The organism is uncultured Negativibacillus sp., assembly GCF_944388365.1.
Taxonomy (GTDB): domain Bacteria; phylum Bacillota; class Clostridia; order Oscillospirales; family Ruminococcaceae; genus Negativibacillus.
Map to the genome: position 1 here is coordinate 1 of NZ_CALXIN010000091.1, position 7,123 is coordinate 7,123.

Here is a 7,123-nt window from a genome sequence, read left to right on the forward strand (position 1 = left end):
GGTCAGCATAAATCAGGGTGCTCTGCCCTTCCTCACTTACATTGGGCAGCAGGATTTCCCGACAGACATACTCCTTGCCCCAGGCGCCCTGCTGTTGCTCCACCACAAACAGGTGGCGGTAGCCCTGCTCCTGCACCGCCTGATTTGGCACACGGTAGCATCCGTCCTCCACCGTTTCGGGCAGAGCAAGGCTCACCAGCGGCAGGCGATTGCGGCTGGTGATGCAGGAATAGACGGTCGCTGCTCCCATCAGGACAAAAAACAGCGCAAGAAGTGCTCCATACCATTTTACCTTGTTCATATTCCATCACTCATTTAAAAAGATGTTCATCTTGGTTTGAATCGACTTTGCTGTCTCCTCGGCAGTGGCAAGGTCGTACTGATAATAGTTATCCAGCTCTTCCTGTAACAGTCCAAAGATTTCTGTCTCGGAGCAGGCAAAATTGCGCTGCAGGTTCCACGCATGAATCTGCTCCACCGCCTGCTCGGTCAGCTGCTGTGGGTCGCCCTGCTTCCAGTTGGTGATCTCGGTCATGATGCTGCGGTAGTAGTTACATTCCAAGGTAAAGGAATGATAGAAATTCTGGATATTGATCGGCACCCAGGCATGAAACTGACCGGTATAGTCCATCACCGCCTCGTGCTCCAGACTTTCGGGCGGCTGCTTCTCGGAGATACAATAGGTCAGAAATTCCCAGGCAAGCTCTTTGTTTTCGCAGCTGCGGACGATGCCGTAGTCAGCCTGCAAGGTGGAAAAACCAAACTGCCCATCGTGGCTGCACATTGGCACCGGCGGCAGGATGTTCGGATAGTCGATCAGCATATTGTGGGTATCCATCGAGGTGACATCGTAGTTGCAGAACAGATAGTTTTCCTGCATAAAATCATCCACTCCACCGGCAACACGGGTCATATCCCAGTCCGCCATCTCCTCCAATTTGGGGATCTCTTCCTTGGTTCTCTTTAAATAGGTGATAAAATCCGGGCTGTCAAAGTTTGCTGTTGCTGTCTCAATGTCATAGTACGCAGGAAATTCATATTCAAAAAACCATCCGCTGGTGATACCAGGCATGATGGAAAAATCCTTTCCTGTCCTCTCGCTCACCTGACGGTACAGGTCGAGCATCTTCTCATAATCCAGTGCATCGGGTGCATCCAGTCGAGCCTCTTCGAGCAGCGGGCGGCTCAGATAGGTCATATCGTACAGAAAATAAAACGGCAGCGAGTACAGTCCGCCGTCGTACTCCTTCGCCTTAAAGATATTGGTATAGTAGTCCTCGCTGTGAAAATCGCTGTCCATCTCCATAAAGTCATAGAGGTTGCACAGCAGTCCGCTTTTGGCATAGCGGCTGACCGACATCTGCGCCAGATCGACGATGTCGGCTGACTGCCCGCTCATCATCTCCACCGAGGTACGCTGCAGATACTCCTCCCAGCTTTCCCCGACCGAACCGCTCTGCTGGGCAACCGAGACCTCGATCTGTACTTCGGGATGCAGCTGCTCAAACTCTTGGGCGCGCTCCCTGATCTCCTCATCGTAATAGGTGCTGACCCGCAGCGTTCCGCTCAAAGGCTTGTCCTGTGGAGCAGCTGCCGCATCCTGCCCGCTTGTCTGCTCGGATGCAGGCGGCTTGGTCAGCTGCTCATAGATTTCTGTATCGTTTGACTGACAGCCGGTCAGCAGGCACAGTACAGCCAGACAAAGACAAACAAATCGTTTCATTCCGCACCTTCCTTTTACAAAGTAAACAGTTTCTCATGAGGACAGTGTAGCATACTCCCTCACCTTTTTCAATGCCTTCCAGCTTGAAGCCGGACACTGTTCGCGTTGTCGGTCAGGCGCAGAGCCGATACCCTCGCTCGCAAGATGCTGAGCTGATACCCTCGCTCTCGCGAAGGTCGGAGTTTCCCTTTTTAGGGCTTGAAGCTGGGCACTATTCGCGTTGTTGGCAAGGTGCTGAGCCGATACCCTCGCTTTCGCGAAGGTTGCGCGACCTCCGGTCTTACTCGTTTGAGAAGGTCGGTACTTCCCTTTTTAGGGCTTAAAGCTGGATACTGTTCGCGTTGTTGGCAAGGTGCTGAGCCGATACCCTCGTTCTCGCGAAGGTCGGAGCTTCCCTTTTTAGGGCTTGAAGCTGCGCACGGTTCGCGTTGTCGGTCAAGTGCAGAGCCGATACCTTCGCTCTCACGAAGGTCATGCGACCGCTGGTCTTTCTCGTTTGAGAAGGTCGGAACTTCCCTTTTTAGGGCTTGAAGCTGGACACTATTCGCGTTGCTGGCAAGGTGCAGAGCCGATACCCTTGCTCTCGCGCTTCTACAAATCCTTGGGCGCGGCAGCCATTTTTACATGGGCAGACAGCTTGTAATGTGCGGCCGGTTCTGGTATCATGGAGAAGGAATAATGAACAGATTGACAAGGGAGGAATTGATGATGAACTTTATTTTTTCTGAAGGACGCTTGGACTGCCGCAGTGAGGACGGACTGCCGATGGGAAACATCACCTTTCCGGCGGTGGACGAGCGTGTGGTGAACATCGACCACGTATTTACTTCGCCTGTTTTTCGCGGACAGGGCGTCGCTGAAAAGATGATGGACGCGCTGATGGCGCATCTGGAAAAGGAAGGCAAGTTGGCGCGGCTGACCTGTCCATACAGCCAGCACTACATCGAGAAGCATCCACAGTGGAGCCATCTGGTGGAGCGGTAAGGAGACGGGCCACATGATTACTAAACAAATGATCCGCAGCGAGGAGGCCATCTGCACCTATATCCGCAAAGCCGACCAGTCGATGGCGGCGCTGGGCTTTACCGAGCACAGCTTTGCCCATGTGACCAAGGTCGCCGAATTTGCCCAGCGTCTACTGCTGGAGCTGGGCTATCCGGAGCGCACCGGTGAGCTTGCATGGATTGCGGGATATATGCACGACATCGGCAACATTGTCAACCGCATCGACCACGCGCAGAGCGGCGCGATTATGGCGTTTCGTATTCTGGACAAGCTGGGCTGCGACCCTGAGGAGCTGGCCACCATCGTCAGCGCCATCGGCAACCACGACGAAGGCACCGCGTTTCCGGTCAACGAGGTCGCTGCCGCGCTGATTTTAGGCGACAAAACCGATGTACGCCGTTCCCGCGTGCGCAATCAGGACCCTGCCACCTTTGACATTCACGACAGGGTAAACTTTGCGGTTGTCGATTCGAGCACCGAGTTTGACGCGCAGCAAAAGGCTGTCACGCTGACGCTGACCATCGACACCTCCATCTCGCCGGTGATGGATTATTTTGAGATTTTTTTACAGCGAATGGTGCTTTGCCGCAAGGCCGCCGAGAAGCTGGGATTACAGTTTCATCTCCTCATCAACGGGCAGATGGTATTATAAGACAAGTGCAAACAACGCCCTCCCGTGCAGAAGAAATTCTACACAAAGCAGGGCGTTTTTTTTACAGGAGGGTTCCTGCGAGCCAGGCCCGCACACAGACTTTCTGCAAAGTCACACTTTAAGTGGTGCGGGCATGAGAAGGAGCAAAGCTCCTTCTCCGAACATTCTTCTAAACCTTTGTGGGCCTACGCGGCCCAGGCCCGCACACAGACTTTCTGCAAAGTCACACTTTAAGTGGTGCGGGCACGAGAAGGAGCAAAGCTCCTTCTCCGAACTTTCTTCTAAGCTTTTGTGGGCCTACGCGGCCCACACCCGCGGAAACTTTCTTGTGTGAAGAAAGTTTCACAAAGAGCACACAAGGAACCTCCTGGTTCCTTGACCTCCAGCTAAAGGGGTCATACTTGACCCCCTTTGAACCCCCACACATCGTCAGTAAGTGCGCTTGACAAAGGCACTCTGCTGTCCGAAGTGGTACGCCAGTATTTGTTATCCTCCCCCTGACTTCCCCATTGGTAAGAGAATATCAGGCATTGCACCTGCCGCTTAGGAAAATAAGCAGTTCCGCCGTTGTACTTTCCCCCTTGGGAGTGGGGTTTCAAAAGGGGCTTGCCCCTTTCGTTGGGGGTGTCGGGACCAAGTGGTCCTGACTGTGTCTTTGGTGACTTTCTTCACACAAGAAAGTCACCGCAGTGCAGGGCGCGGAGCCCTGCATAGTGGGTCTTGCAGGGACTTCCCTGCAAACGTTGCCCTACCTCCAGCGGGTGGTCGTCCGCTGGACATAGCCCTTGAAGTTCGGGCAGCGCTTGCCCAGCTGCGATGGGTCGGAGAAGGTCAGCTCGCGGACCGTCTCGTCGCCGGCAAAGTTGGAATCGGTGAAATGAATCGTCCCGTCAGGGTCGATTTTCGAGATAAAGCCGGCGTGACCGTGCTTGCCGTTAAACCAGATGGCCACGCTGGGCGCACACAGGTGCATCTTGCGCTCCTGCGGCGTGGAGTTGTTCCAGTAGGCTTTGGCGTCGACGTTGCCCGACGAGCCGACGCCGGTGGCTTTGGTATACAGCGCCGCTGCATAGGTCAGACACTGTCCGCCCCAACGCGGCTTTTTGGTGGATACGGAAGGAAGTTTTTCTTGCCGCATGGTGCCGTCCCTCCTTGTTGAGAATACTGTCACAAGGCAGCCGGTGTCGAATCCTGCCGCCCTCTCCATCCTATGTTTGGCACAAAATTTGGTGCGGGACTGGCAGCCGCAGACAGAATATGGTAGAATGATGGTGACAACCTTTGCCCGAAAGGAAGGATCTGCTATGAAATTTATCCGCCTGCTGCTGATACTGCTGGCGCTGGGAGGTATCCTTTTGCTCGGCGGCTGCCGTCGTCTGTCGTCGGCCGAGCCGTCCGAGACTGTCTCTGATACGTGGACAGCCGATCAACTCTGCGAGCAGCACGCCGACTTTTTGGAGAACTTTTTCTATCTCTTTTCCGAGCCGTTTTCCTCCACCGACCAGCTTTCTTCGGAGTCGGTGCTGTTTTTTACACTGATCGAGCTGTACGACGAGCAGGGCGATTCGGCTTTTGCCTACGACGAGGCGCTGGACGCCTATCTGCTGCCCGCCGACCTTGTGCGCGAAGGAGTCGCGCTCTGGTTTGGCCTGGAAGGCTTTGATGGCAGCGATTCCGAGCGCTATCAGGCCGAGGGCGACGGGTTTCTCTATTCCACCGCTCATGGATTCCCCATCGTCTATCCTCGGATTGCCTCGGCACAGCTCGACGGCGATCAGCTGCATCTGCACGTGGAATACACCAATCCTGAACAGGACGGCAACCCTGTGACCGGTGTGCTGGACTTTGTCTTTGTCGTCGAGGAGGATTCTCTGCGGGCAGTCCGTGCGGTCGAAGGCTAATGCGCCTGTCCACGTATCGTGGACAATTCACCTTTTCTCCTGCTGCCGCATAGGATAGGGCAGCATGTTTTTGGAGGAGGTGAGGACAGTGTCCGTTTTGCAGACGGCGCTCGGTCAGGACGGCGGTCAGACCGTTGTGGAGCGTTTGGTGTCGATGATTCCGCTGGTGCTGCTGCTGATCGGCGTGGTCACCGTCATTCTGCTGATCGTCCGCACCGAGTCGAAGGACTGCGACCTCGCTCTGCCGGTCGGCGAACCGGAGACGGTCAGCGGGCGGGTGCTGTACTCCACGCTGATTGAAACCCGCGCCTACTACAAAAACAACCGCCGGCAGATGGCGATTATCTTCATCTGCGCGATCATCTCCTGCTTTGCGGGACTGACGGTGCTGATGATCTCGGTGTTTTACTTTCCTGATCAGGCGCAGACGGCAGGAGCTGCCGCCGGTGCGGTGATGAGTCTGGTATCGGGCGGTTTTTTCTGGATTTTCCGCCAGTGCAGACGACAGGTGGAGCGTTATTTTCACGCGCTGATCCGGCTGCAGAGCATCTTCATCGCCGTCGAGCTATGCAAGAATTGCAGCGAGCCGCTGCGCGACGAGAAGCACGCGCAGCTCATCGACGCCTTGATGAAAGCGTGCGAAAACAGTCCGGTGGCGCCGACAGCAGCATCAGAGCAAAAATAAGCCCAGCCCTCTTGATAAAAAGGAGGGCTGGGCTTTGTGCGTCTATTGAGGACATTTTTATTGTGCAGGCACGAGAAGGAGCGAAGCTCCTTCTCCGAACTTTGTGCGAAAATGATTGCAGGCTTACGCAGCCTACATCCGCGGGTATCTTTGCAGGAGGGTTCCTGCAAGACCTCTTTTGCAGGGTAGTCCCTGCAAGAATATTGGGGGCCTACGCGGCCCACACCCGCGGTCGATTTCTTGTTGCGAAGAAATCGACGAAAGACGCACCAAAAACCTCCTGGTTTTTGGATTTCCAGCGAAAGGGGCTGCGCCCCTTTTGAAACCCCTTTGCATCGGCAGAAAGTGCGCTCGACAAAGGCACTCTACTGTCCGAAGTGGTACGCCAGTATTTGACATCCTTCTGCTGCCGGAGCAGATAGGGGGAGAGAACTTCGCTTTGCGAAGTTCCCGAGGGGATGTGCCCCTTGGAGGAGAATCCAAAGAGGATACCTCCTCTTTGGCGAATCTTTGGTTCCTTTCTTTTCGAGAAGAAAGGAACCGCAGTGCAGGGCGCGGAGCCCTGCATAGTGGGTCCGCAGGGACTTCCCTGCAACGAACAAAAAAGGTTCGGAGAAGGAATTTTCATTTCCTTCTCCCTCCCCTTATTCCAGTGAAAAGGTCACCGTCACGTCGCCGTCTCCCAGCGCGGCGCGCAGTTTTTCTGCGTCCACTCCTTCGATTTTGGCGATGGGCGTCAGGCTCCAGGAGTTCTGGTCATAGTAGATGACCAGCGTGCGGCCCTGATACAGGATGATGTCTCCTGCGGTGGTGTTCATCTGCTGGTTGTTCTGCGGCAGACGGACGCCGAGGTCCGCTCCCTTCTCCATCTGCGCATAGTCGCTCATCGTGAGCGTCAGCGGTCCTTCTTCCAGCAGCTCCTTGAGCGCATCCACGCTGGAATTGTCCGCCCAGGCGGCGGTGAATTCGCTCTCCCCTGCCTGAATGTGCAGCATCTGCGTTTCCTCCTTGTCGGTGTCGGATGTCGTTGTCTCGGTTGTCGGTTCGGCTGGCTGTTCGGTCGATTCGGTCGTTGATTCGGCTGGCTGCTCGGTCGGTTCGGTCGTTGATTCGGTCGGCTGCTCGGTCGGTGATTCGACTGGCTGTTCGGTCGGTTC

The 7,123-nt window shown here is 55.3% G+C and carries 8 protein-coding genes; 4 read left to right on the forward strand and 4 right to left on the reverse strand.

Annotated elements, in window-relative coordinates:
- Both Q0L39_RS09780 and Q0L39_RS09785 read right to left on the reverse strand, forming a co-directional pair.
- Positions 1–301 (reverse strand): hypothetical protein (locus Q0L39_RS09780; protein WP_296628784.1); only part of this gene is annotated, 301 nt, incomplete at its 3' end.
- Positions 302–307: 6 nt separating this feature from the next.
- Positions 308–1,723 (reverse strand): extracellular solute-binding protein, encoded by a 1,416-nt coding sequence (locus Q0L39_RS09785; RefSeq protein ID WP_296628786.1) that lies wholly within the window; start codon positions 1,721–1,723, stop codon positions 308–310.
- Positions 1,724–2,401: 678 nt separating this feature from the next.
- On the opposite strand from Q0L39_RS09785, the gene Q0L39_RS09790 reads away from it, so the two are divergent.
- Both Q0L39_RS09790 and Q0L39_RS09795 read left to right on the forward strand, forming a co-directional pair.
- Positions 2,402–2,707 carry a GNAT family N-acetyltransferase gene (locus Q0L39_RS09790; protein WP_296628787.1) on the forward strand — a complete coding sequence of 102 codons (306 nt, stop codon included), beginning with the start codon at positions 2,402–2,404 and terminating at the stop codon, positions 2,705–2,707.
- Positions 2,708–2,720: 13 nt separating this feature from the next.
- Positions 2,721–3,380, forward strand: a complete 660-nt coding sequence (locus tag Q0L39_RS09795) for an HD domain-containing protein (protein ID WP_296628789.1) — start codon at positions 2,721–2,723, stop codon at positions 3,378–3,380.
- Between the two features lie 748 nt (positions 3,381–4,128).
- Here Q0L39_RS09795 and Q0L39_RS09800 read toward each other — a convergent pair.
- The gene (locus Q0L39_RS09800; RefSeq protein ID WP_296628790.1) at positions 4,129–4,518 is read right to left on the reverse strand and encodes a CHAP domain-containing protein; all 390 of its coding nucleotides are present in this window, start codon (positions 4,516–4,518) and stop codon (positions 4,129–4,131) included.
- A 166-nt stretch (positions 4,519–4,684) separates the two neighbouring features.
- On the opposite strand from Q0L39_RS09800, the gene Q0L39_RS09805 reads away from it, so the two are divergent.
- Together Q0L39_RS09805 and Q0L39_RS09810 are read left to right on the forward strand one after the other, a co-directional pair.
- Complete coding sequence (locus Q0L39_RS09805) at positions 4,685–5,281, forward strand: hypothetical protein (RefSeq protein ID WP_296628792.1); 597 nt, start codon at positions 4,685–4,687, stop codon at positions 5,279–5,281.
- A gap of 88 nt (positions 5,282–5,369) precedes the next feature.
- Complete coding sequence (locus Q0L39_RS09810) at positions 5,370–5,966, forward strand: hypothetical protein (protein WP_296628794.1); 597 nt, start codon at positions 5,370–5,372, stop codon at positions 5,964–5,966.
- Positions 5,967–6,610: 644 nt separating this feature from the next.
- On the opposite strand, the gene Q0L39_RS09815 is transcribed toward Q0L39_RS09810, so the two are convergent.
- Positions 6,611–7,123 (reverse strand): cyclophilin-like fold protein (locus Q0L39_RS09815; protein ID WP_296628795.1); only part of this gene is annotated, 513 nt, incomplete at its 5' end.